Raw genomic sequence first — 23,547 nt, 5'->3', positions numbered from 1 at the left:
TTTTGGTAGGACGCCATGACGATACTGACTGTTAACGGCGAGAGCCGATCTATCAAGGCAAGTCCGGATACTCCGCTGCTCTACGTCCTCAGGGACGAGCTCGGGCTCAACGCCGCAAAATATGGATGTGGCCTCGGTCAGTGCGGAGCTTGCACCGTCATTGTCGACGGCAAGGCCGTCTTCTCCTGTGTCACGCCGGTCATGGTGTTAGAAGGACGGAAGATCACGACTCTTGAGGGTCTTGGCAGCCCGGACGCGCCCGGTCCAATGCAACGAGCCTTCATCGCGGAGCAGGCCGCGCAATGCGGTTATTGCATTCCCGGCATGATGATGCGTGCCCAGGCGCTCCTCAGTCGCGATCCGCACGCCGACGATGAAACCATCAGGGCAGAACTCCAGCCGAATCTTTGCCGATGCGGAACACATATGCGCATCCTGCGCGCGATCCGGCGTGCCGCAGACGAGATGGCACCGAAGACGGCCGATGCGGGGGCGAAAAGATGACACATGCGGTCTCGCGGCGCAGCGTATTGGCCGGCGCCGGCGCCCTCATCGTCGCCTTTCGACTTTCGGCGGCACACGCGCAGACCGAAACCGGTACCGGCGGAGGCGCATCAAAGCACGGTCTTCCCGGCAGTCTCGACGATACCCCACGGATCGATGCGTGGATTCGCGTTGACGCCTCGGGCGCCGTGACGATCCTGACCGGAAAGGCCGAGCTCGGCCAGGGTCTCAAGACGGCGCTGCTGCAAGTCGCGGCAGAGGAACTCAAGATGCCGCTCGACAGGCTGTCGCTGGTCACTGCGGACACCGCGCGGACGCCCAATGAAGGCTACACGGCCGCGAGCCACTCGATGCAGGATTCCGGCACGGCCATTCGGCACGCCGCGGCCCAGGCGCGCGAAATCCTCCGCAACGAGGCCGCGCGCCAGCTTGGCGTGGCCGCCACGTCGCTACAGGTCCGCGGCGGCGAGGTGTTCGGTCCGGGCGGGGCGCGCCTGGGATACGGTGAACTGGTTCGTGATCAACTCTTAGCGGTTGACGCGAAGCCGAATTCGTCCTTGACGCCGCCGGCGGACTTTACCGTGATGAATCAGCCGCTGCCGCGGATCGATATTCCGGCCAAGGTGACGGGACGAAGCGCCTACGTCCAGGACTTGCGCCCCGAAGGCATGCTGCACGGTCGCGTCGTCCGTCCCCCAAGCTATGGCGCGACGCTGCGCGACGTCGATCTCCTTCAAGCCCAGGGCATGCCCGGAATCGTCAAGGTCGTCCGCGATGGCAACTTTCTCGGCGTGCTTGCGGACAATGAGTGGACGGCCATCCAGGGCATGCGGACGCTCGCGGCCACCACGAACTGGACCGAACAGCAGGCATTGCCGGACAGCGCGGACTTGTCGGCAGCGTTGATGAAGTTGCCGTCGCGCGACACAACGATTCACGACGCCGGCAGTCCGGGAAAGCCGGGGACCGTGGTCGAGGGGGTCTTCAGCAGACCTTATCTGACGCACGGCTCGATCGGGCCATCTTGTGCGATAGCGCAATTCCAGGACGGAAAGCTGACGGTCTGGACGCATACGCAAGGCGTGTTCTTCCTCCGCGATGCGATCGCCGGCATGCTGCGGATGCCTGTCGAGGACGTGCGTTGTGTGCATGCGGAGGGGGCCGGCTGTTACGGCCACAACGGAGCCGATGACGCGGCCGCCGATGCGGCGATGCTCGCGCTCGCGATGCCCGGACGGCCGGTCAGAGTCCAACTGATGCGCGAGCAAGAGCACGCCTGGGATCCATTCGGACCCGGCATGGTGGTCAAGCTGAGGGCGGCGGTTGGTGCCGACGGCGCGATTGCGGATTGGCACCACGAAGTTTGGAGCCAGTCGCATATGATGCGGCCGGGCCCGCCGGGAACGCTACTCGCTGCTCGGCTGAAGGCGGATGCCTTTCCCCCGGCACCGCCCGTGGCCCTCGCGCAGCCCGAAGGGGGCGGCGACAGGAACGCAATTCCCCTTTACGCGATTTCGAACTGCAAGGTGATCAGCCATTTCCTGCCTGACATGCCCTTGCGCGGATCCTCGATGCGTTCGCTGGGAGGTTATCTCAACGTCGTTTCGATCGAAAGCGTCCTCGACGATCTCGCGGTCCGGTCGGGTCAGGATCCCGTGGCGTTCCGGCTTCGCCACACCACGGACCCCCGTGTGCGCGAGGTGATCGAAACGGCAGCGTCGCGCTTCGGCTGGGCCGCACGGGTGAAGCGATCGGACAGCACGGGGTTCGGATTTGGCTTTGCACGCTACAAGAATCTCGAGGCCTGGTGCGCCGTGGCGGTCGAGATCGAAGTGCAGCGTCAAACCGGTGTCGTTCGGGTCCGCCGTGCCGTGGCGGCCGTGGACACCGGGCAGGTCGTCAATCCGGATGGCGTTCGCAATCAGATCGAGGGCGGGCTCCTGCAATCGATGAGCTGGACGCTGTTTGAGCAAGTGACGTTCGATCGCACGCGCGTGACCTCGGTCGACTGGTCCTCCTATCCTATCGTCCGATTCGATAGCGTCCCCGACTCGGTCGAAGTCCACCTGATCGATCGTCCGGGTGATGTTTTTTACGGCGTGGCGGAGGCAGCTCAGGGACCCACGGGAGCTGCGCTTGCCAATGCCATCAAGGATGCGGTCGGCGTTCGGCTGCACGACCTTCCGTTCTCGCCGGCTCGCATACGAAAAGCGGTAGGAGTGTGATTGGAACAGAATGCGATCTCGGTCTCGCGCGCGGTAACGGAATCTGTCGACGGGGGGGCCGCGACGAACGATGAAGCTGGCTCCAACGCGCGGAGAATGTTGGACTGGATTCGGAGCGGGCCGATCCTTCATGCCTCGATTGCAGCCGCGATTGTCGCGGCGGTATGGTTGGTGGCCGTGCATTGGGAGCGGTGGACCGGCGGTTACCGTTACCAGCGGACGGATGACGCTTACATCGCTGGTGACGTCACGCCTCTTGCCGCCAAGGTGTCCGGATATATCAAGAGCGTTGCGGTCAACGATTATCAGAATGTACGTCGCGGCGACCTCATCGTTGAGATCGATCCTTCGGATTATCAGGCCCAGCTCGATCTTGCGGAAGCCAATCTCGCGGCGGCGCGTTCAGCCGAAGCGCAGATCGGTTCGCGCCGTGCGGTGCAGGCGACCCTGATCCAGCAAGCCGATGCCAATGTGCAGGCGGGCGAGGCCGAGCTTACCCGGGCGTCGGCCGAGGCCAGACGTCAGCATGATCTGTTGCAGACGCAGATCGCCGGAACGGAACAGCGCGTCGAGCAAGCGGACGCGGACGCGCGCAAGGCGGCGGCAACCGTGCTGTTGAACCGCGCCCAACTTGAGCAACAGAAGGTTTTGCTGGCGCAGCTCGATATCGAAGAAAAGCAGCTTCTCGCGCAAGTGAGGGCCGCGCAGGCCCAGGCCGATCTTGCGCACAACAACCTCCGCGATACACGGATCGTATCGCCGGCGGATGGCATGGTCGCTGCGCGACAGGTCCGTCCCGGTCAGTTCGTCGGTGTGGGCAGTCAGGTCATCACCGTCGTTCCACTGCCCAATTTGTGGGTCTCGGCAAACCTGAAAGAGACGCAGATGACCGCGATACGCGCGGGGAACGCCGCAAAGGTTACGGTGGATGCCTTTCCGACGCTCGTGCTGACGGGGCGCGTCGAAAACTGGTCGCCCGGCACCGGCGCGATCTTTGCCTTGCTCCCGCCTGACAACGCGACAGGTAATTTCACCAAGGTGGTGCAGCGCGTTCCTGTCAAGATCGTGCTCGACTCAAGTCCAGCACTTGGTGCGCTGGTCCGGCCCGGCATGTCGGTTGTTGCGACGATCGACACCGGTGCTGAGGCCGCCGCGGTCCCGTCGAAAGATCGGCAGATGCCGTGACCGCCGCGGCCTCGTTGAGCGACAGACCGGCGATCATCAAGACCGACAGACTCAGGCCATATGTCGGTCTTGTCGGCGTGATGCTGGGCGCGATGGCGTCCACACTCAGCACCCGCGTGGCTGTTTTCGGGCTCGCCGACCTTCGCGGCGCTCTTGGAGCCGGCTTCGATGAAGGCGCCTGGATCACGACCGCGATCGGAATCGGTCAAATGATCGGGGGTATTTCCTGCCCCTATCTGGCGAGCGTGATTGGCCCACGCCGGATGCTCCTGGCCGCCACGGCTGCCTTCTTCACTGCGAGCCTGCTGGCGCCGCTTTCGCCAACCCTGCCGGTCTATCTCGTCGCGCAAGTGCTCGCGAGCCTCGGCGCGGGCACCTTCATTCCACTGACGATCATCTTCATCGTCCGTCACGTCCCCAGCCATCTGAAGATCTATGGACTTGCGATCTTCGCAATGAATTCGGAGTTCTCCCAGAACGTCGCCGCGTCCCTCGAGGGCTTCTACGCGGATCACTGGTCGTGGCATTGGATCAACTGGCAATATTGCCTCGCACTACCGGTGATGTTCGCATGCGTTCGCTATGGCGTGCCCAAGGACGACCCTGCCGACTGCTCCAAGTTGCGGAACCTGGATTGGCCTGCACTCTTGTATGCTTGGCTTGGGTTCGGCCTCCTATATGCCGGGGTCGATCAGGGTAATCGACTTGACTGGACCGGCAGTGGCTTGGTGGTTGGATTGCTCGTGGGCGGACTTCTCGCTGTTGCCGCGTTCGTCGCTCGGGAGTTTAAGACGCCCCATCCTGCCATCGATATCCGAATTCTTTCTCGTCGCTATCTGCTCCTGTTCTTCGTTCTCTTGGCCGGATTCCGCTTCATCATATTGTCGACCGGCTACGTCATCCCTCTCTATCTGCAGGTCATTCAGAATTATCGCGGGCTTCAGGTCGGTTCGGTCCTCATCTGGATCGCGCTGCCTCAGCTCCTGCTTGTCCTGCCGTTGGCGTGGTTGCTGCAGCGAATTGAACCGCGCTGGACGCTCGGATTAGGGGCCGCCCTGATCGGCATTGCCTGCCTCATTGCCACGAGATTGACCGATCAATGGGCGACCGGCGACTTTCTGGTGCCGCAGGCAATCCAGGCGGTGGGTCAATCATTCGCGCTCACCAGCCTGGTCGTTCTAATCGCACGATCGATCACTCCTGCGGAGGCCGTCACCATCGGCACTTTCATGCAAACGAGCCGGCTGTTCGGCGGCGAAATCGGCGTCGCATTCATGCAGACGTTTGTACGCATACGAGAGCAGATCCATTCGAATTTGCTCGGGTTGCATGTGCAGGCTCAAGACGCCTTCACGGTCGAAAGGCTGCTCGACTACAGCCGGGTCTTGAATTCCCACCTCTCGGATGCTTCAGGCAGTGCTGCGCAGGCGATTAAGCTGCTGGCCGGTGCGGTTACAAGACAGGCGTCTGTGCTCGCTTACATCGATGGATTCTTGGCGGCTGCCACGGTCGCAGCAATATGCTGGATCCTCGCAGCTTTCGTACCACGCTCCAGCTGAGGACCGGGAAGGGACGCCTGTCTATCGCATCAGCTTATCGACGGTCACCCACGAGGTGGTCTCCGGCGGGCGTGCAGGTGTGGATCTCGTGATGACGCGTCATCGCGACGGCCTGTCCCCAATCCTCTAAATCTTGCACATTTGCGCTGTGACGGGCGGCGATCCTTGGCTGCCTATGGTTGCTGGCTTCCGCGCGATACGCCCAAGAGCTCGCCGACACGAACGAGGTCGGCGAGAGACTTTACTTCCATCTTGCGCATCACATGACCACGATGAATCTTGACCGTGATCTCGCTCAGACCCATCTTCCCGGCAATTTGCTTGTTCATCAATCCCGCGACGACGTTCGACATGATCTCGCGTTCCCGCGGCGTGAGGGTCTCATAGCGCTTCCTCAACTGTTCGTTGGCCGTCGCCAGCGAAAGTCGCCGCGCATCCTGACGCAGCGCGGTAGCCACCGCATCGAGCATATCCTGTTCTCGAAAAGGCTTGGACAGGAAGTCGACGGCTCCGGCCTTCATCGCCTTCACGGTCATCGGAATATCGCCGAAGCCGGTCATGAAGATGATCGGAAGCTCGATCCCCCGCTTGACCAGCTCATCCTGGAGGTCGAGGCCGCTCGTTCCCGGCAGCCGCACGTCCAGCACGATGCATCCGGGCTTGTTCGGGATAGTCGCGTTGAGCAGTTGATCGGCAGAGCCTATCAGCATTGTTTCGAGGTCGACGGATCTGAGGAGGCTGTCGAGGGACCGGCGGACCATGGCATCGTCATCGACGATCAGGACGATCGCCTTCGACGGGAGACCGTCTGACGGGCCACCTCGCTCACCATCGCCGCTCATCGCCAGTCTGCCCGCCGAACGTCCAGGCGATACCGTTTGCAGGAGCCTGCCGGACGCGCATCGGCGCGAAGCGCGGACGCGACGACGCGACATCCGCCCCAGGAAGCATCAGCAGAGTCCCCAACGCACACAGTCATAGCAGCCCATCAGGCGCGACAAGGACATAGTCACGCCGGTATGACCCGATATCCATTCCGCCTTGTTGCGGATCAGGCTAGATCGCGTGGGTTCCGCATTCTTGTCCGATCTCGCGGCGAGTTGGACGCAATTATCGCGCGCCCCAAAAAGTTAGATTGTCGTTGTTGTAGAATTCTACCGAAGATCGCGCCTAGGTGAACATAGGTTCAAGTCGATAAACCTCTGTATGATCCCTCAAGCTTCGGTGCTGAGCTAATGCTTGGTGTTGCTGACACGCGGCGGGTCAGTGCGGGACTGCGAAGGTCGATGGCCGAATGAGATATTCCCTCCAGTTTACATCCCGGGTTGCGGGGGCGGGGGCGCCTCCATGACAAATCCGCCATCGATCGTGGTCGTGGACGACGACAGGATCGTCCGGGCGTCGTTGGCCAGTCTGATCAGGTCGATGGGCTACAACGTGCAGACGTTTGGATCAGGCCTCCAGTTTCTTCAGGAAATGGGCCAGCGTGAGCCAGATTGCATGGTCGTCGACATCCAGATGCCTGGTATCGCGGGCGACGAGCTGCAAGCAAAGCTCATCGCCGCGGGTCGCCAGATCCCGATGATCTTCGTGACCGGGTTTCCGACCGAGAGCATGCGCCGGCGTGTCATGGAGGCCGGCGCCTTCGGCTATCTCGAGAAGCCTCCGGACGCCGACACGATCTCGGCTTGCTTGAAGACCGCGCTGAGCAGCAAGGCGTGACGGCCTCAGACCGGCTTTAGAGAGCAGTCTCGCCAAGACGCCGTCCATAGGCGGCAATCGCCGCGCCGACCGGACGGCGTTCCTGCTCATAGGCGAGGAGCGCCCGCGGCAGGTTCTCTTCCGCGGAGAGGTGTCGGCGCAGCGCCATGACGTCGCCGGCCGCCTTCGATACACCCATCGCCGTGTGCGGGCGCACGACGAAGGCCGCATCACCAATCAGGGCGGTCGACTGGCCCGCCATCCGCGGCGCCTCATAGTCGAAGATTCCCTGGATGGATGGTTGGTTCTCGGCGGCGACGGCCAGCGCCAACTGCGGTGGCAGCACATTTTGCGCCTCCTGCCGCAGCAGGGAGAGACGGTCGTCAGAAAGGCCGCCCCGTGGCAGCGAGAACGGGTGAACCCGTCCGCTCCGATCGGTAAACTCGTCCGAAAGGCGGGTCGCCGGTATTCGGCGGTACCACACCCAGTTGTATCGACGCTGTCCGGGCAGCAGTTCGCCGTTGACCCCTGGAACGAGATAGCCGAGCACCTGGATGCCCTGCGCCAGATGGAACGTGAACCTCTCAAGGAGGATTTCGGCCTTTACGGCGATCGCGGCTTCGTCGATCAGTCCGCGCCAGGCGGCATATCCCGCGAAGCTGTTTGTCGACCCTGACGGATTGATCTCCTTGCGCACTACCGATCCGAGCCCGTCCGCGCCAATCACGAGATCCGCGTCCTCCGTCGATCCATCCTGAAAGGTGATCGAGGCTCCCCCGGCCGCATCGCGCAAATGCTCGACGCCTTTTCCGAGCACATAATGTTCGGATCCAAACTGACTGAGGACTGCCTTGTAGATGGCGTCCCATGATGCTTGCGTCTGCTGGGTCGAAATTCGCTCGGCCACACGGCCCGCCCTGTCGAGAAATATCCTCTCCTGTGCGACAACGCCGAGGCGCGCCACGTGCTCGCGGCCGATCAATTTGAGGATCTGCGACACTTCTGCCTGAACCACGAGGCCAGCGCCCCGGTTGGCCAAACCCCTGGAGGATCGTTCGTAGAGCCGGACATCGTGCCCGTCACGCTGGAGAAGAACGCCGGCAAAGAGGCCTGCCAGAGAGCCGCCGACGATCCTGATACGCAGCGCCTTCATCGTACGCTCCTGATTTTCCGATTGAATCCAATTCAGACGAAACGGGGAATGGGCCCGCTGTGCGGCGTCTGGCTTCCCAAATCGACCTCGGTGTCGTCGACATAGCACCAGCCCCATCCCTCTGGAGGATCGTAGCCTTCGATGATTGGGTGGCCCGTCGCTTCAAAGTGTCGACGGGCATGACGCCCGGGCGACTGGTCGCAACAGCCGACATGGCCGCAGCTCCGGCAAAGCCGCAGATGCACCCAGCGTGATCCGATCCGGAGACATTCCTCACATCCGAGCGCGCTCGGCGTGACAATCCTGATCTGATGCTTATGCGAGCAGCCCATGTTGAATCTCCCGTTCATCAGCGAACCGAATTGCGTTTTGGTCTGGCGAGCACAACGCGCACCTATTTCTGAGGCTCATCTCGACTACAGCGTCGGTCGCGCGATTTTATCGCATGGCTTGGTCAAGATGGTGTTGCCGGCGACGGACATTCAATCTGTAGCGCAGGAAAGCAAACCGTCGTCGAGCTGCCCGTGCCGCCGAATCGTTGCTCGAGCGTTCCCCGCATCGACGATACCAGGCCCGTGATGATGCTGAGGCCGCTGCGGCGGCTGCCGGGTCTTGCCGTTCCCCGCCCGTTGTCGGAGATGCAGCACTTCAACAGGTCGCCGAGATCCGACAGTTCTACCCTTATCTCGCCGCCGCAGGTGTCGAACGCATGCCGGACCGAATTCGTGATCAGCTCGGACGTGATCATGCCGAGCTTCCAGCATTGAACGGAAGAGGCGCGAACCTGCGGAACGGCAAGAACGAGATTTATGTTTCTGGTTGCCAGCTTCGACCGGCTGATCGACTTGCACAGGGACTCCAGATAGGCTCCGAGGTCGACCGCGATCTCTGCGTCGGGTATCTGTAGCGCGCGATTCACGTCCGCCTGCGCATAGATCGCCTCGACGATTCTCGCGATGGCCGCCTGGGCGCATGGATCGTCGACTGAAGCCGAGGCTCGCGACGCCGCGCCAATGAGTGCCGTGAAGTCGTTGTTCACCCGGTGCAGTAGCTCGCGAACCAGCAGGCTCTCGGCGATATCCGCCGGGCCCGCCATTGTTGCGGTCATCTCATTCATCATCGCCCATCCTTCTTGTCCGAAGCCCGTGGTCCGTCCGCTCGATCAAGTTGTGGTCGGCCGATCGTCCAGTGCTTCGATTCTGATGCGAAAATCAGCTCAATCTGAATTCTACAGGAGGTAAGACGGTGCAAACATGAAGATGAACTCCGTAAACGGAGGTATAGGCGGGCGCTGCCGGTACGCAGCGAATTCCGGAGCACCGCAGGTCGTCCGCGCCCGGCTCGGCCTGGCTGATGGGCCGTGAATGTGCGGCGCACGCGGCAATTGCGCACAAAAGAGCGCGAGAGCGTGCAAGACGCGCCCGCATCGGCCGCACTTAATATCCACACGAAAGCTATGGCCGGAGTTGATAGCGCGGAGCATGCGCCGACGCATCGATCGCGAAGCGGCCTTGCGGAATTGGTCAATGTCTCCATCCGAAGCGGATCCCTCGTTCGATCCCTCTTGGTTTGATCGCCTTGAAGTCGAGCTGATCGGCATCCTCGGTGACATCGATGTCTACCAGGGCTTCGACGGGACATCCGGCCGATCCTGGCGGATCGCTCTGGGAAAGAGCGCCGCGGCGATCGGATGGCTGGAACGAGAGTTCTCGCTCGCGGGCCAGCTCGATCCGGATTCGGCTTGGATTCCTCGCGCGCTCATCGACCTTGGTGACCGTAAGGCTCTCGTCTTCCCCGGTCTGGAAGGCCAATCGATCGATAGCTTCGTTCGTCCGGGGTATTGTCCTGCGGTCGAGGAATTTCTGAGAATCGCCGTGGGAGCCTCCTTGGCTCTGCTACGTCTTCACGCGCGGAAGATCGTCCATCGTGACATTCGACCGGCGGCTCTCTTTCTCGAGGCCACCGGCAAGGTGCGGCTCGCCTGCTTCGGCGCCGCCGAGTTTGCGGCCGGACAGGGAGTGGTGCTGACAGCCCCGCGCGTCAGCGGAGACCATCTCTACGCGGCGCCCGAACAGGTTCGCCGGAACGAGGCCTATTGTGACTACAGAAGCGATCTCTATTCCCTGGGCGTCGTCCTGTATGAGCTTGCGAGCGGCACCATCCCGCTGAAAGCCCTCTCGACGCCTCAGTGGCTTCATGCCCAGATCGCGGTGCAAGCGGTGCCCCCGAGCGTCACCAACCCGGCCATCCCTGATATCCTCGACGCCATCCTCCTCAAGCTGCTGGCTAAGGATCCGTCGGATCGATATCAGAGCGCAACGGGCCTCCATGCGGACCTCGTGCGCTGCCAGCTTGCGTGGTCGGCGGCGAGGTCGATCGAGCGCTTTCAGTTGGGCAACGCGGACTCCTCGCCTCGGCGCGCCGTCTCCAACAAGCTTTTTGGTCGTGGGCCTGAGCTGGCGCTGCTGCTCGATGCGCATGCGCGCGTGGCTAAGAATGGCGGTTCCGAGATCGTCGTCCTGTCGGGAGCCCCCGGCGCCGGCAAAACAGCCCTCGCCGCGGGATTGCACCGATTGCTCGCGCAATCGGAAACCCGGCTTGCCTCCGGCAAGGGCGACCTGCTCCAGAGGGCGGTTCCGTACGCGGCAATCACGCAGGTCCTGCGGTCGCTCGTGACGCAGGTGTTGGGTGACAGCAGCGAAGTCCTGGCGCGGATCCGGCAGCAGCTGTTGGCGAGCGTCGGACATGATGCTCGCTCGCTCGTCGATCTCGTGCCGGAATTGGAATATATCGCCGGCGACGCAGTCTTTCCCGCGGGGGAGGCGGAGCCTCTGACACAAGCGGGCTTGCAGCGCGCGATTCTCGGAAGCCTTTCCGCCTTCGCGGCCATAAGCCGCCCGCTGGTCCTTTTCCTGGATGACCTGCAATGGGTCGATCGGCAGACGCTGTCCCTTGTCGCTGGCCTCATGCATCAGGCTCCGGCGAGCACGCTCGTCATCCTGGCGTATCGCAGCGATGCGCCAGAAAATTCCGGTGAGCTTCGGGATTTGCTGGCGTCAATCGATGGTGCTTCTCTTCCTGTGATGCGTGTTGCCATCGAACCGCTCGGTGCTGCGGAGACGAAGGAGCTCGTCGCTGGTGCTTTGCAGGGGATCGGTGAGGAACTCCATCCGTTGGTCGAGGCCGTTCACGGCAAGACCGCGGGAAATCCATTCTATGTCATCCAGGTTCTGGAGCAGCTTATCGATGATGGCGCCGTAAGATACGACGTCCTCCAGCATCGCTGGACATACGATTTGTGCCAGGCCGTCTACGGCGAAGGTGTCCTCGATCTGATGTTGCACCGGCTCGATGCACTGGCGCCGGCCGCGCGCGAGATGCTTCGTCTGATCGCCTGCGCCGGCGGCCGATGTGATGAGGAGGTGTTGACGCGCCTTCTGGGGAAAGCCCCGCCTGAACTCGAAGGGACGGCGCGGCTGCTGATGGACACGGGTTTCCTGAGCAGACGCGACGTCGCGTACGAGATAACCCACGATCGCATCCTCGAGGCTGCATACGGCCTGACCCACGCCGGCCACCGTGCTTGCGAACATGCCAGGATCGCGAGGCATATGATCGAGGCCTACGGCGAAGCCAATGCCGACGTAATTTTCGAAGTCGCGGGTCAGATCGAGCAGGCCGCGCTTGGCCCGGTGGCGCCGGCGGACAGTCCGCCCTTCGTACGGGCTCTTCTAGCCGCGGCGCGGCGTGCGAAGGGTGCCGCCGCCGCCGATCGCTCGTTGGAATATCTGAACGTGGCGCGCGCGATCCTGGCGGGCGCCGCGATACCCCAGCCGGCCATCGCATACGAGGTCGAGCTTTTGAACTGTGAATGCCTGGTCGCGACCGGATTCGTGGAAGAGGCCTCACATGCCATCGAATCCCTGCTCGAGACGGCAAACGATCGGGTCGATCGCGCCGATCTCTTCCGACTCAAGGCCACCACGCTGACTCTGAAATCGGACTATCACGGAGCCATCGACGCGGCACTCGCGGGCTTGCGAATGCTCGAGATCGAGCTGGATCGGAATGCGGATGAGGAACAGGTCGATGCTGCGTATCGCAGGTTGAAGCAGCGGCTGATCGATCTTCCCCTCGATCGGTTTGCCGCGCTGCCGCTGCTCGAGGATCGCGCCATCAAGTCGGCGGTTGCCCTGCTATCGACCTTGATCTCGTCGATGTTCGTTGAGGGAAGCCTGAGCATCCTTCATACGATGAAGATCGTCGAGCTGACGCTGGACCACGGCATTGCTCGGGGATCGGCCTACGGCCTCGCCTGGTTCGGCGTACTCAGCGCCGGTCGCTACGGAGTCTATCGGGACGGCTTCGCCTATGTCAGCACCGCGGCGAAGCTCGCCGAACGCGGAGATTACGACTCGCAATGGACGGCGGTCTTGATCGCGTTTGACCAGGTGAGCCCGTGGACCGAATCTCTGCGCTTTGCGCTTCAGAAGGCGCGCCTCGCATTGGCCGCGGGTGCGGCGGCAGGCGATATCGCGATGATGTGCTATGCCACAAATCACATCGCGTCGGACCTGATCGCCCTGGGCGAACCCCTGACCGCGATCGAGGCGGAGCTCGAAGACGGCCTGGCGCGAGTACGCAAGCTCGACTACCGGGACATCGAAGCTATCTTGCAGGCCCAGTTGGCTTTCGTTCAAGGTCTTCGCGGCGTTCGATCGGCGGCTACGCCGCGAATAGAGCCACGCCAGGGGTATTCCTTTCCAGCCCGCTTCTTCATTGCGCATTACGGAGGAATGACCGCCTTTCTGGTCGGCGACCTGCACGAGGCCGATGGCCTGCTGGCGGAGGCTCTGCGGCTGTCGTGGGCCGCGCCCGCGCATATCGACAGCGCGTATTGTCATCTCTTCTATGCGCTGACTGCCGCACAGCAGAACTTCGCGCAGGGACGAGCCATCGAGCGACTGGTGCATTGCCGGGCCAAGTTCGCGGTGTGGGCGGAGCTGAATCCCGGCGCGTTTCGGGGCAAGCTCCTGCTGCTCGATGCCGAGCTGGCACGGCTTGGAGACGAGCCGATCAAGGCTCTGTCGCTGTACGAACAGGCCGCGGCGGAGGAGAAGGGTGCGGGCTTCATTCAGGGTGAAGCGCTCGTCCACGAGTTGGCCGGCAGGTTCTGCCGCTTCCTGGGCTTGCAGCGAATCGCCGACGGCCATTCCCGGGAGGCGCAAACTTGCTATCGCCGCTGGGGTGCCGAGGCCAAGGCCCGCCAGCTCAAGGTCAGCGGTCATTTTCCCAGCGTGGAGCGGAGCACGTCGGTGTCCGAGCCGGCCGAGGTCGGGCAAAACGAGCTGAATCTCGCCCTGGTCGTCAAGGCCGCGCAAACCATGTCTCAGGAGCTGCTGCCGGACCGGGTCATCAAGACGCTGGTCACGGACATGATGGTCCATGCCGGAGCACGCTACGGTGTGCTGCTTCTGCTGCACGACGCTTGTCCGGTCGTTGAGGCTCGGGGTCAGGTTGTTCGCGATGAAATCCAGGTGGTCCTCGACCAAGGCGCGCCCACCGGGGACGACGTTCCGGTGACGGTTCTGAATACGGTCCTGCGGACTCAGAAAGCCGTGGTGAAGAGCGATGCGCAGTCGGAGCGCGACTCCGGTGGCCCCGGGTGGCCGTCCGACCGGACCGTGCGGTCCCTTGTCTGTCAGCCGCTGGTCAAGAGCGGCGCTCTCATCGGCATTCTGTATCTCGAGAACAATCTCGCTCCAGGCGTATTCACCGCGGAGCGAACCGCCATGCTCGATGTGCTCGCGCCCCAGATCGCCGTCTCGCTCGACGCCGCACGGCTGTACAGGGAGCTGGCCGAGGAGAATGCGCGACGGGCGCAGACGGAGACGGAGCTGCGGCAGGCACGCGCTGACCTCGCACGCAGGACGCATCTGACCGTCATGGGCGAACTGGCTGCGTCGATCACGCACGAAATCAACCAGCCGCTGACCAGCATCGTCGCGCAGGCCCAGGCGAGCACGAAATGGCTGCGAAGAGCCCGCCCAGACGTGGAGGAGGCGCTGTCCGGCCTCCAGACCATACGTGACGAAGGCATGCGTGCGGCGAGCATCGTCAAGGCGCTGCGGTCGCTCGCCAAGCAGGCGGCGCCAGCCCGCAGCCCGATCGACCTGGACGAACTCGTCCGGAGCGTGCTCCGTCTGATCGCAACCGAAATCGAGTCTCACGGCGTTCGCATCGCGATGGACCTGCAAGGGGACGGGAGCAGGATCGCCGCGGATGGCGTGCAGATCCAGCAGGTCATTCTCAATATCGTGACGAACGCGCTCGATGCCGCCGCTGCGGTGCCGATCGACCGCCGCGAGGTGATCGTCCAATCCAGAGATGAGCACGACGGCGTGCGCGTCAGCGTGAGGGATTTCGGACCCGGTATCGACGCCGGACTCATGGACCGCATCTTTGATCCGCTTTTCAGCACGAAGGAGACCGGCATGGGAATGGGATTGGCCATCTGTAGGTCGATCATCGAAGCTCACGATGGAGAGCTGGATGTCGTGACCGGGCTGGGTGAAGGCAGCACTTTCAGCTTTCGGCTGCCTCGCCTCGGCACGCCTTCGTTTCCCGGCTGAACGAGCCGACCGCCTCGACGAGGCTCCCGTTCGATTGACGTCCGCGCCACTCGTCCGGGCCAATGCCGACGCGTCGAGAGAAGATCCGGGAGAATTGGCCCTCATTGGGAAAGCCGGCGATCATCGCAATGTCGGCCAGGGGCAGTCCGGTGTTGGTCATCAGGCGCTTCGACTCGTCAATTCGAAGATTGGCGAGATATTCGTGCGGTGACATGCCGGCACTGGTCCGGAACATGCGCACGAATCGGCCAGGGCTGAGCTGGCATTCCGACGCCATTGTGCTGACGCGCAGATCCGTTCCCAATCTGGTGCGCATGATCTCCATCGCGCGCCGCTCCTGCCATGCGGCCAGTCGTTGCTCCTCACAATGCGTGATCGTTTTGCCGATGATCCCGACGTCCAAGACGGCCGTTCGCGCATTCATTTGTAACTGCCCTTTTTTCTGAGACCGGGCTTCGGACGAAGCTCGGTGGCAACCAGCAAGCCTCTGCTGTCCCAATAGTGTTACGAAAGAATGGCGGGACGATAGCCTGCGGCAGGCATACGTCGATCAGACATTGGGATGCATCACGCAAACAGAAGTATGAGGGTCGTTCGCGATGCCTGCGGCGTGGAATCAGTAGCGCGCGATCCATCGCGAGGAAGTGACCTGGTATCGGTGAAGTAACCGGATCGCCGCGAGCGCGCGGCGGCAAGATCTCACAAAACGCGCCGACGCTATGCAAGATTGTTCGCGCGACGTTGCCTCAACTGCGGCGATGAGGGCATCCCCGCCGACGCGGCAAGTCACGCGGTGCGGGAGACGAACCAGGATGGATCGTCTCGTCGCGGGTTCGACCACTCCTCTGTCCGAAGCAAGTCTCGACCTGAAGCGTCTCGGCTTCCCGGTCCGAAATCCAAGGGGTGAACGCTGGTGAGGCGCGGATCGGTCGCTGTACGGAATGATGCGAAGCAGGACTTCGGGAAGATCGGTGCCGGACCCTTGGCGTCCCCCATGTGGAGAGCGCGGCCGTTCGCCATGCGATCGGGCGTGCTGGCCGCCGTCCTGATCGGAGCGGTGGGCCTCGGAGGTTGTTCGCAAGGTGTGCTCGATCCGAAAGGGCCGATTGCAGTTGCTGAACGGCAGATTCTGTTCAACTCGCTCGGCATCATGCTCGCCATCGTGATCCCGGTGATCGTGGCGACGCTGGCCGTTGCGTTCTGGTTTCGCGCATCGAATACGCGGGCACGCTACAGGCCGGACTTCGCCTATTCCGGTCGGCTCGAGATGCTGGTCTGGTCGATCCCGGCCATGACGGTTTTCCTGGTCGGCGGGGTCGCATGGGTCAGCTCGCATGATGTCAGCCCGAGCAAGCCGATCGCATCCGCCGCAAAGTCCGTCCGTGTCCAGGTCGTCTCGCTCGACTGGAAGTGGCTGTTCATCTACCCCGACCAGGGGATCGCGAGCGTCAACCGTTTGATGATGCCTGTCGGCAGGCCGATCAGCCTGGAGCTGACCTCATCGGGCGTGATGAACAGCTTCTTCGTGCCGCAGCTCGGCAGCCAGATCTACACGATGTCGGGCATGATCACCCGACTTCACCTGCAAGCCGATCATCCTGGAACATACCGCGGGTTTTCCGCCCAGTTCAGCGGCGACGGCTTCTCCGACATGCGTTTCGAGGCCGATGCCGTGCCGGAAGACGGATTCACGCAGTGGATCGATGTCGCGCGCAACGTCGGCCCGGAGCTCGACACCAACACATATGCGGACCTGACGAAGCCGAGTTCTGCAGTGGCGCCATTCACCTATCGCGCAGTCGCTCCTGGCCTGTTCAGCAAAATTGCGGTCTCCGAAATGCAGTCCGACGATGCCATGTGCCGCTGGAATTCGACGTCAATGAGGGCAGAAAAATGAATCTCCTCGGCAAGCTGAGCTGGAGCGCAATTCCGTTCGATCAGCCCATCGTCATCGGCGCGGTCGGTGGCATTGCTGTGATCCTCGTATCGGTCCTGTCGTGGATCACCGTCAAGGGATATGTGCCTTATCTGTGGCGCGAGTGGCTTACCTCCGTGGACCACAAGCGCATTGGAATCATGTACATCATTCTGGCGCTGATCATGCTGCTGCGCGGCTTCTCCGACGCCATCATGATGCGAGCGCAGCAGGCGGTCGCCGCAGGCGGCGCGCAAGGCTACCTGCCGCCGGAGCATTTCGACCAGATCTTCTCGGCTCACGGCACCATCATGATCTTCTTCATGGCGATGCCGTTCGTGATCGGGATGATGAACTTCGTGGTGCCGCTCCAGCTCGGCGTCCGCGACATGGCGTTCCCGACCATGAACTCGATTGCGCTGGGGCTGACCGCGGCGGGCATCCTCCTGACCAACGTCTCGCTTGCGGTTGGCGAATTCGCGAAGACCGGTTGGGTCGCCTATCCGCCGCTGAGCGAGCTGCAATTCTCGCCCGGCGTCGGCGTCGACTACTATCTCTGGGCGCTCCAGATCTCCGGCGTCGGCACGTTGATGACGGGCATAAATTTCGTCGCGACGATCCTGAAGACGCGGGCGCCGGGGATGAGCTACATGCGTATGCCGGTCTTCTGCTGGACGTCGCTCGCCGCAAACCTCCTGATCGTCGCCGCATTCCCCGTCCTCACCGCGACTTTCACGATGCTGCTGCTCGATCGCTACCTCGGCTTTCATTTCTTCACCACCGACGCCGGCGGCAACGCAATGATGTACGTTAACCTGTTCTGGGTCTGGGGACACCCCGAGGTCTACATCCTGGTGCTGCCGGCGTTCGGGATCTTCTCCGAAGTCGTCTCGACATTCTCAGGCAAGCCGCTGTTCGGCTACCGCTCGATGGTCGCCGCGACCATGGCGATCTGTGTGCTGTCCTTCATCGTCTGGCTGCACCACTTCTTCACCATGGGAGCCAGCGCCAACGTCAACGGCTTCTTCGGCGTGATGACCATGATCATTGCCGTGCCGACGGGCGTGAAGGTCTTCAACTGGCTGTTCACAATGTATGGCGGCCGCGTTCGCTTCAACGTACCGATCCTGTGGTCGATCGGCTTCATGGTGACCTTCGTTATCGGCGGCATGACCGGCGTGTTGATGGCTGTGCCACCAGCCGACTTCCAGCTCCACAACAGCCTGTTCCTGATCGCGCACTTCCACAATGTCATCATCGGCGGCGTCGTGTTCGGCCTGATGGCGGGCTACAACTACTGGTTCCCCAAGGCGTTCGGCTTCCGGCTTGATGAACGCTGGGGCAAAGCATCGTTTTGGTGCTGGCTGGTCGGCTTCTACGTCGCCTTCATGCCGCTCTACGTGCTCGGCCTGATGGGTATGACCCGCCGCTTACAGCACTACGACGATACGAGCTGGCAACCCTGGCTGGTCGCCGCGGCGATCGGTGTCGCCATCATCCTCGCGGGCATTGTCTGCCAAGTCATACAGCTCGTAGTGTCGATCAGGAACCGCGAACAGCTCAAGGTGACCGGGGATCCCTGGAACGGCCGCACGCTGGAATGGGCGACGGCCTCACCGCCGCCGGCATGGAACTTTGCCGTGCTGCCGCAGGTAACGGATATCGACGCCTTCTGGAGCAGGAAGAAGCGGCAGCGCGCGCAGCAGGCAGAGCCGAAACCGCGCCGGTTCGAGCCGATCGCGCTGCCGGAGAACAGCGCCGCTGGCTTCGTCATCGCATTCGTTGCGGTGGTCGGCGGCTTTGCGCTGATCTGGCACATCTGGTGGATGGCATGCGTGGGGGCGATAGGCGCGTTCCTGACTGTGCTTGCCTTCGCTTTTCGTACCGAAGAGGAGGTCAAGATTTCGTCCGATCAGATTGCGCGCTTCGAGCAGGCGCACCAGGCGGAGGTTTCCGCGTGAGTATTGCTGCTGTTTCCGATGATATTGGCCGCGAGCCGCGCATGAGCACAAGCGAGGCCGGGCCGGCCGCAAGTCGGATCGTGGTCGGTTACGGGTTCTGGGTCTTCCTCCTGAGCGACATCATAATGTTTGCCGCGCTCTTCGCCGCTTACGCGGTGCTTGCGCGCGCGACCGCTGGCGGCCTCGGAGGCGCGCAGCTATTCAGCCAGCGCAGCGTTGCTCTCGAGACCGGCTGTCTTCTTGCCTCGAGCTACACTTGCGGGTTGATGTCCATGGCCATCGGTTCCCGCAATTATGGCCGTACCTATCTGGCTGCGCTCGCGACCCTCGTGCTCGGGGCCTGCTTCCTCGCGCTGGAAGTGCGGGAGTTTGCCGGCATGATCGCGATCGGAGCCGCACCGCAGCGCAGCGCCTTCCTTTCAGCCTTCTTTACGGTCGTTGGCTGTCACGGGCTGCACGTCACCGTCGGCCTGATATGGCTCGTGGTGATGATGGCTCAGGTCGCGGTCAAGGGCTTTCATCCGACCGTCGAGCGACGACTGCTCTGCTTCTCATTGTTCTGGCACGCCCTCGACATCGTCTGGGTCTGGCTGTTCACGGTTATCTATCTTATGGGAGTTGCTCCATGACCGACACGCGATATGATCGCGCGCCCGGCGACGCCTCGGCGCTTCCCGACATCGAACAGGGAACAACCTCCGGCGTGCTCGTTTACACGATCGGATTGGCTCTTGCGGCGGTGCTCACCGCGATGTCGTTCTGGGTCGCGAACACGACGCTGCTCTGGGCTGGTGGTATTTCCCTCGGCCTGACCGTGCTTGCGATCGCACAGATGGGCGTCCATCTGGTATTCTTTCTGCACGTCACCACCGGGCCGGACAACACCAACAACGTAATGGCGCTAGCGTTCGGCGTTCTGATCGTGACCCTGGTCGTCGTCGGGTCGCTCGTGATCATGGCGGATCTGAATGACGGCATGATGCCGACCGCCGAGATCATGAACCTGCACATGCAGCATTGAGCAGCCGCCGGCGAGGGCGGCAGGTGATCCTGTCACCGATGTCGATCGCGACAACGCCCTCCAGGAGTTCGGCTGCCACAAACGACATGATCTGACGGTCGCTATCGGGGTGTTCGACGCAAGTCCGGCAGAGGCACGGCTCTCCATGATGCCGTCTGTCACCCTCAAAGTCCGCTTCCGACTCAAAAGCCGCGGTACAAGGTTCGGCAGATGCGGGCAGGTCAGATGGATCGCGCGGGAGCTTTTAACGAAAAGGCTTCAGATGCGAGCTGACAGATGTGGCGAGCGATCGGGATGGCAGAGGTCGCCGCTGGCGAAGGGGCGTTGCAGATGTGGATGGTTCGCGCCGACTGGCGGATAAGGAAATCATGCACGAGTGTTCCGTTTCGCATCACGGCCTGAGCGCGGATGCCGGGCGGATGTGGCTCGAGATCCGACAATTCGAGTGAGGGGCAATAGCGCTGGCAGGCGCGCAGATATCGCGTGCGAAGTACCGAATTTCCCATTTCCGACAAGCCGGTCTTCAGGTTGGCGGCGATCGTGCGCCAGAAACCAGGAAACAGGGCCATATCTGTCATGTCGCGGCTGCTGGCGGCAAATTTGCCGTATCCCTCGCGGGACAGTGACAGCACCGCATTGGGGCCGACAGTGACGTAGCCGTCGATCATTCGTGTCAGATGAATGCCGAGGAAGGGCAGGGCGGGGTCCGGCACGGGATAGATCAAGTGCCGCACGACTCGATCGCACCTCGTCGCCAGCCGGAAGTATTCGCCCCTGAACGGAACTATGGCGAAGTCCTCGTTCAGCCCGCTCATCCGTGCCAGCCGATCGGCCTGCAATCCGGCGCAGGCAATTACCTGGCGTGTCTTCACGGTCTCGCCCGACGCCAGCACGAGCGTCACTGCATCGCGGTCTTCGCGTATGTCGATGACTTCGGCGCCGGTGCAAATCTCACCTCCATGGCTGGAGAAAATGCTGGCCATGCAGTTGACCATACGGCGGTAGTTGGCAATGCCTGTCGCGGGGCTGAGAAGCGCCAAAAGACCGGTGACATTGGGCTCGATCTCTCGCAGTTCGGCGGTCGTCACTTGCCGCACGTCGAGGCCGTTCCTGAGCGCGCGATCGGCCAACGCATTCAGCCGTTCGACCTCCCGGGCATCGGTGGCGACCAGTAGCTTGCCGCATTGCTCGTAGGGCAGGCCGTGTTCGACACAGAAGCGGACCGTCGCTTCCAGTCCCTCCCGGCAGAAGCGCGCCTTCAGGCTGCCGGGAGCATAGTAGATGCCTGCATGGATCACGCCGCTATTGCGCCCTGTCTGATGCTGGCCAAGGCTCTTTTCCTTCTCCAACACGCGGATCGACAGGCCAGGCCAGCGCCGCTGCAATTCTAGAGCCGTCGCGATGCCGACGATCCCGCCGCCGATAAGGGTGATATCGATCATGGAATTCCATTCCGCTTGCACGGGCTCGGGTGTCCGGCTCGCCTGATTGCGGTCGGGTCACGCAATCGGCCGGATCACCTGCTTGCCATGCATGCGCTCCCACTCCGCCCATTCGTCATGCGGGTTCTGGTCGCGGATGATCGTCGGTTCGCTGAGTGCGAAGTCGGCTATCTGGTCTTTGCGTAGGCAAACGACGCCCCGATGCTTCAACGCATAGTCAAGGAAGCGATCGAGCGAGCGGACGCGGAAGGGGCGTCCTTGGACACGGTCGTGGGTGGAGATCGACATCATGCGCCGGCGACGCCCGGCTTCCTCGTAGAGGACATCGAACTCGTCCTTCAATTGGCGCTCATATTCGGTGTTGGTGAACTTGTAGCCCTCGAACTGGACGATATCGTTCAGGGTCAGCGAATAGGGCACCACAGCGAAATCCTTACCCCGCACCGGGATCAGGAAAGGCTCGTCTCGGCTGACGTCGTCGATGTGGTATTTGAAGCCCTCATCCTGAAGAATTTTCAGGGTATTGATCGTGCCGCGCATCGCTGCGCCGTTGTAGCCGCTGGGAGCGATGCCGGTCGCACGGCGGATCGACTCTACATTGTCGTGAATGAATTTTCGTTCGTCCTCCTCCTGAAGGTCGACTTGAAGAATCCAGTCGCGGCCGTGGGCGGCCGCCTCGTGACCACGCTCGACGATTTCCTTTGCGACGGCAGGACTACGATCGACCGCTGTTCCTACCATGTGTGATGTGACCTTGATCCGGTGCTTGTCCCAAAGGTCCATCATCCGCTGAAGACCCTCGACATAGCCGTAGCGATACCAGCTCTTCGTCGGAAAGTCGGGATACGCGGGGTCCATATCGATAAATCCCGAGAACGGGCCGCCTGGACCGTAAGGGGCTTCACCGCCAGCCTCAAACTGCATTGAAATCGAGATGACCAGGCGAATGTCGTCGGGCCAGAACGTTTTGGTCATGATGTCCTCCTGAAGTGTTCCGCCCCTCGCTTCCGATGCCGGACCTGCATAGGGGACGGGTCGATTCGAAGATCTGATTGCGGGACGTCGCAGGATTGCGACCTCCCGCCGTGAAAGAGATGTCAGTTCACGCCCCAGATTTTGCGATAGGCATCGCGATAGCCATTATCCGGATCGAAGGCGAAGCGATCCCCGCCATCCTTCTTCACGTTTTGCGGGAGGAATAGGTGAACCGGAACGACGTAGCCGGAGTCTTTCTCACCGGCGAAAGCTCGGTTCAGCTCGTCGACGGCTTGCCAGCCGTGTAGGCTCAACGGCTCGGCGACCGTTCCCGACTGATAATAGCTCTGCTGTATGCGCTGGAACGCAGCTTGCGAGCCGTCGCCTGCCGAGACGTTACGCGGAAAGCCGTCGGCGGCCTTACCTGCCGATTGGAGCGCCGCGGTCATAAAATCGATCGGCAAGTCGTTGATGGTGAGCGAGTAAGTCCACTTGTCGCCGAACCGTTGGATGAGCGAGTTTGTGAGCGGTGGCATACGTGTCGAGGCTTCGGCGAGAGGAGTATCTTCCACCGATAGGATCTTGCAGCCGCCGCAGCCCTTGATCACCGCGGCCATCGCGTCGGATTTGGCGATGGCGATCTCGTAGACCGAGTCCGTGAAGATGACCACGCCTGCCTTACCGTCACTATCGGCTACGACGAATGAGGCGGCCGCTTTTGAGATCTCCAAGGGATTGGTGGTAATATTGGTGAATATCTTCTGGCCTGGTGCCGGCCCGGTGCTGGCGGTGGAATGCCAGCCCACGATCTTAGTCCCAGCTTCGTCTGCCTGACGGATGAGCTCGGCCTGTTCCTTGGCGTCGACCGAACCGAGAACGATCCCGTCGGGCTTCAGCGCGATTGCCTGCTGAAGCGCAGCCGAGCGTCCCGATACGCTACCTTGGCCATCGATCACCCGCACCTTCCAGCCGATTGCCTTCGAGGCTTCCTCCACTCCCTTCGATACGCCGAGCACACCGCCATTGCGAAGATCGGCTGCAACGTAAACAATGGACTTGTTCTTGCGGGCCGTTGGGCCTGCTGTTGGGCCAGTCCACGGCGGATTAGGCTTGGTAATTTCTGCCACATAGTTCTTGGCGTCGCTGATTGGGTCGGCCAAGACGGTCGCCGCGCCTGCGAATGTGCTGACGAGAGCAACGGTAGCCAGAGCAGTACCTTGCAACAGGGACTTCATTTCCTTCCTCCTCCTCAAAAGACGGTCTTCGAATTGCGT

Annotated in this window: 18 protein-coding genes; 10 read left to right on the top strand and 8 right to left on the bottom strand. The window is 62.1% G+C overall.

Features of this window, described 5'->3' with window-relative positions; all coding sequences use genetic code 11:
• The first annotated feature begins 15 nt into the window (after positions 1-15).
• The 4 genes from ACLFLU_RS39390 to ACLFLU_RS39375 are packed head-to-tail and all read left to right on the top strand — an operon-like array spanning position 16 to position 5,473.
• Positions 16-504, top strand: a complete 489-nt coding sequence (locus tag ACLFLU_RS39390) for a (2Fe-2S)-binding protein (RefSeq protein WP_426410002.1) — start codon at positions 16-18, stop codon at positions 502-504.
• Positions 501-2,729 carry a molybdopterin cofactor-binding domain-containing protein gene (locus ACLFLU_RS39385; RefSeq protein WP_426410001.1) on the top strand — a complete coding sequence of 743 codons (2,229 nt, stop codon included), beginning with the start codon at positions 501-503 and terminating at the stop codon, positions 2,727-2,729. Before ACLFLU_RS39390 ends, ACLFLU_RS39385 begins: the two co-directional genes overlap by 4 nt.
• A complete protein-coding gene (locus ACLFLU_RS39380) occupies positions 2,730-3,914 on the top strand; it encodes an HlyD family secretion protein (RefSeq protein ID WP_426410000.1) in 1,185 nt (394 codons plus the stop codon).
• Positions 3,911-5,473, top strand: a complete 1,563-nt coding sequence (locus tag ACLFLU_RS39375) for an MFS transporter (RefSeq protein ID WP_426409999.1) — start codon at positions 3,911-3,913, stop codon at positions 5,471-5,473. Before ACLFLU_RS39380 ends, ACLFLU_RS39375 begins: the two co-directional genes overlap by 4 nt.
• 173 nt (positions 5,474-5,646) lie before the next feature.
• On the opposite strand, the gene ACLFLU_RS39370 is transcribed toward ACLFLU_RS39375, so the two are convergent.
• On the bottom strand, positions 5,647-6,315 hold the full coding sequence (locus tag ACLFLU_RS39370; RefSeq protein WP_426409998.1) for a response regulator transcription factor: 669 nt from the start codon (positions 6,313-6,315) through the stop codon (positions 5,647-5,649).
• Positions 6,316-6,820: 505 nt separating this feature from the next.
• Between ACLFLU_RS39370 and ACLFLU_RS39365 the strand changes: the two genes are divergently transcribed.
• Positions 6,821-7,195 carry a response regulator transcription factor gene (locus ACLFLU_RS39365; protein ID WP_426409997.1) on the top strand — a complete coding sequence of 125 codons (375 nt, stop codon included), beginning with the start codon at positions 6,821-6,823 and terminating at the stop codon, positions 7,193-7,195.
• Between the two features lie 16 nt (positions 7,196-7,211).
• On the opposite strand, the gene ACLFLU_RS39360 is transcribed toward ACLFLU_RS39365, so the two are convergent.
• The 3 genes from ACLFLU_RS39360 to ACLFLU_RS39350 form a co-directional block, all read right to left on the bottom strand.
• Positions 7,212-8,327 carry an FAD-dependent monooxygenase gene (locus ACLFLU_RS39360; protein ID WP_426409996.1) on the bottom strand — a complete coding sequence of 372 codons (1,116 nt, stop codon included), beginning with the start codon at positions 8,325-8,327 and terminating at the stop codon, positions 7,212-7,214.
• A 32-nt stretch (positions 8,328-8,359) separates the two neighbouring features.
• Positions 8,360-8,659: a UBP-type zinc finger domain-containing protein gene (locus ACLFLU_RS39355; RefSeq protein ID WP_426409995.1), complete on the bottom strand. Its 300-nt coding sequence runs from the start codon at positions 8,657-8,659 to the stop codon at positions 8,360-8,362.
• A gap of 122 nt (positions 8,660-8,781) precedes the next feature.
• The gene (locus ACLFLU_RS39350; protein ID WP_426409994.1) at positions 8,782-9,444 is read right to left on the bottom strand and encodes a sensor histidine kinase; all 663 of its coding nucleotides are present in this window, start codon (positions 9,442-9,444) and stop codon (positions 8,782-8,784) included.
• A 409-nt stretch (positions 9,445-9,853) separates the two neighbouring features.
• Here ACLFLU_RS39350 and ACLFLU_RS39345 point away from each other — a divergent pair, with 409 nt between their 5' ends.
• Positions 9,854-14,959 carry a trifunctional serine/threonine-protein kinase/ATP-binding protein/sensor histidine kinase gene (locus tag ACLFLU_RS39345; RefSeq protein ID WP_426409993.1) on the top strand — a complete coding sequence of 1,702 codons (5,106 nt, stop codon included), beginning with the start codon at positions 9,854-9,856 and terminating at the stop codon, positions 14,957-14,959.
• Here the strand turns inward: ACLFLU_RS39345 and ACLFLU_RS39340 are convergent.
• Positions 14,913-15,383 carry a helix-turn-helix domain-containing protein gene (locus tag ACLFLU_RS39340; protein ID WP_426409992.1) on the bottom strand — a complete coding sequence of 157 codons (471 nt, stop codon included), beginning with the start codon at positions 15,381-15,383 and terminating at the stop codon, positions 14,913-14,915. The two genes, ACLFLU_RS39345 and ACLFLU_RS39340, sit on opposite strands and share 47 nt — an antisense overlap.
• A 570-nt stretch (positions 15,384-15,953) precedes the next feature.
• Here ACLFLU_RS39340 and cyoA point away from each other — a divergent pair.
• Genes cyoA through cyoD form a run of 4 tightly spaced genes read left to right on the top strand, consistent with a single transcriptional unit; the run spans position 15,954 to position 19,856 of the window.
• Positions 15,954-16,856, top strand: a complete 903-nt coding sequence (cyoA, locus tag ACLFLU_RS39335) for a ubiquinol oxidase subunit II (RefSeq protein ID WP_426409991.1) — start codon at positions 15,954-15,956, stop codon at positions 16,854-16,856.
• Entirely contained in the window at positions 16,853-18,835 is a 1,983-nt protein-coding gene (gene cyoB / locus ACLFLU_RS39330) for a cytochrome o ubiquinol oxidase subunit I (RefSeq protein WP_426409990.1), read from the top strand. The genes cyoA and cyoB overlap by 4 nt, the downstream gene beginning before the upstream one ends.
• 41 nt (positions 18,836-18,876) lie before the next feature.
• Positions 18,877-19,464 (top strand): cytochrome (ubi)quinol oxidase subunit III, encoded by a 588-nt coding sequence (locus ACLFLU_RS39325; protein WP_426409989.1) that lies wholly within the window; start codon positions 18,877-18,879, stop codon positions 19,462-19,464.
• Positions 19,461-19,856 carry a cytochrome o ubiquinol oxidase subunit IV gene (gene cyoD, locus ACLFLU_RS39320; protein WP_426409988.1) on the top strand — a complete coding sequence of 132 codons (396 nt, stop codon included), beginning with the start codon at positions 19,461-19,463 and terminating at the stop codon, positions 19,854-19,856. The genes ACLFLU_RS39325 and cyoD overlap by 4 nt, the downstream gene beginning before the upstream one ends.
• Positions 19,857-20,077: 221 nt before the next feature.
• On the opposite strand, the gene lhgO is transcribed toward cyoD, so the two are convergent.
• The 3 genes from lhgO to ACLFLU_RS39305 all read right to left on the bottom strand — a co-directional run bounded on the left by lhgO (position 20,078) and on the right by ACLFLU_RS39305 (position 23,508).
• Entirely contained in the window at positions 20,078-21,298 is a 1,221-nt protein-coding gene (gene lhgO / locus ACLFLU_RS39315) for an L-2-hydroxyglutarate oxidase (protein ID WP_426409987.1), read from the bottom strand.
• Positions 21,299-21,355: 57 nt separating this feature from the next.
• A complete protein-coding gene (locus ACLFLU_RS39310) occupies positions 21,356-22,273 on the bottom strand; it encodes a polysaccharide deacetylase family protein (RefSeq protein ID WP_426409986.1) in 918 nt (305 codons plus the stop codon).
• Between the two features lie 122 nt (positions 22,274-22,395).
• The gene (locus ACLFLU_RS39305) at positions 22,396-23,508 is read right to left on the bottom strand and encodes a substrate-binding domain-containing protein (protein ID WP_426409985.1); all 1,113 of its coding nucleotides are present in this window, start codon (positions 23,506-23,508) and stop codon (positions 22,396-22,398) included.
• Positions 23,509-23,547 lie beyond the last annotated feature (39 nt).

Source organism: Bradyrhizobium ganzhouense, assembly GCF_049949285.1.
Taxonomy (GTDB): Bacteria; Pseudomonadota; Alphaproteobacteria; order Rhizobiales; family Xanthobacteraceae; genus Bradyrhizobium; species Bradyrhizobium ganzhouense.
The sequence above is the reverse complement of the archived record's forward strand: the minus strand, read 5'-3'. Positions and strand labels throughout refer to the sequence as shown.

Coding starts and splice junctions, on each gene's coding strand:
- ACLFLU_RS39360 (WP_426409996.1), bottom strand. CDS start 8,327: ATGAAGGCGCTGCGTATCAGGATCGTCGGCGGCTCTCTGGCAGGCCTC.
- cyoD (WP_426409988.1), top strand. CDS start 19,461: ATGACCGACACGCGATATGATCGCGCGCCCGGCGACGCCTCGGCGCTT.
- ACLFLU_RS39350 (WP_426409994.1), bottom strand. CDS start 9,444: ATGAATGAGATGACCGCAACAATGGCGGGCCCGGCGGATATCGCCGAG.
- ACLFLU_RS39370 (WP_426409998.1), bottom strand. CDS start 6,315: ATGAGCGGCGATGGTGAGCGAGGTGGCCCGTCAGACGGTCTCCCGTCG.
- ACLFLU_RS39390 (WP_426410002.1), top strand. CDS start 16: ATGACGATACTGACTGTTAACGGCGAGAGCCGATCTATCAAGGCAAGT.
- ACLFLU_RS39345 (WP_426409993.1), top strand. CDS start 9,854: ATGTCTCCATCCGAAGCGGATCCCTCGTTCGATCCCTCTTGGTTTGAT.
- ACLFLU_RS39340 (WP_426409992.1), bottom strand. CDS start 15,383: ATGAATGCGCGAACGGCCGTCTTGGACGTCGGGATCATCGGCAAAACG.
- ACLFLU_RS39310 (WP_426409986.1), bottom strand. CDS start 22,273: ATGACCAAAACGTTCTGGCCCGACGACATTCGCCTGGTCATCTCGATT.
- ACLFLU_RS39385 (WP_426410001.1), top strand. CDS start 501: ATGACACATGCGGTCTCGCGGCGCAGCGTATTGGCCGGCGCCGGCGCC.
- cyoB (WP_426409990.1), top strand. CDS start 16,853: ATGAATCTCCTCGGCAAGCTGAGCTGGAGCGCAATTCCGTTCGATCAG.
- ACLFLU_RS39365 (WP_426409997.1), top strand. CDS start 6,821: ATGACAAATCCGCCATCGATCGTGGTCGTGGACGACGACAGGATCGTC.
- cyoA (WP_426409991.1), top strand. CDS start 15,954: ATGTGGAGAGCGCGGCCGTTCGCCATGCGATCGGGCGTGCTGGCCGCC.
- ACLFLU_RS39325 (WP_426409989.1), top strand. CDS start 18,877: ATGAGCACAAGCGAGGCCGGGCCGGCCGCAAGTCGGATCGTGGTCGGT.
- ACLFLU_RS39305 (WP_426409985.1), bottom strand. CDS start 23,508: ATGAAGTCCCTGTTGCAAGGTACTGCTCTGGCTACCGTTGCTCTCGTC.
- lhgO (WP_426409987.1), bottom strand. CDS start 21,298: ATGATCGATATCACCCTTATCGGCGGCGGGATCGTCGGCATCGCGACG.
- ACLFLU_RS39355 (WP_426409995.1), bottom strand. CDS start 8,659: ATGGGCTGCTCGCATAAGCATCAGATCAGGATTGTCACGCCGAGCGCG.